Origin of the sequence: Mesorhizobium sp. M5C.F.Ca.ET.164.01.1.1 (assembly GCF_004792125.1) — a bacterium.
GTDB classification, from domain to species: Bacteria; Pseudomonadota; Alphaproteobacteria; order Rhizobiales; family Rhizobiaceae; genus Mesorhizobium; species Mesorhizobium wenxiniae.
The window spans coordinates 1-310 of sequence record NZ_SRTG01000430.1 but is presented as its reverse complement, the minus strand read 5'-3'; the positions used below and the strand labels follow the sequence as shown (position 1 = coordinate 310).

Annotated in this window: 1 pseudogene; it reads right to left on the bottom strand. The window is 60.3% G+C overall.

Features of this window, described 5'->3' with window-relative positions:
* Positions 1-224 (bottom strand): annotated as a pseudogene (locus EN807_RS37260) (hypothetical protein); the annotation flags it as partial.
* Positions 225-310 lie beyond the last annotated feature (86 nt).

Here is a 310-nt window from a genome sequence, read left to right as displayed (position 1 = left end):
ACCGGTTGTCGCGGGCGGTTGATGTGTCTGCAACTTCGTATCGTCGTGAAGGGGCCGCGTCGTGTGAAGGCCCGGCAGGCGCCCTGCCACCGGACCTCGTTTTCGGTGCCGTCCGTGTTCAGACCGCCGCGAAGCTGGGCGAGCTGCGCGGCCACATCGGCTGCATCACCGCTTTCGAGGGATTGCTGGATCTTGTCATTAACGCTGCTACGCACGCTTGCCATGAGTGAAGTCCTTCTTGAACATCGTTGATGGAGATGGCGACATGTCCATGACTGACGCCGCTGACTTTCATTACGGCGGCAGAAAC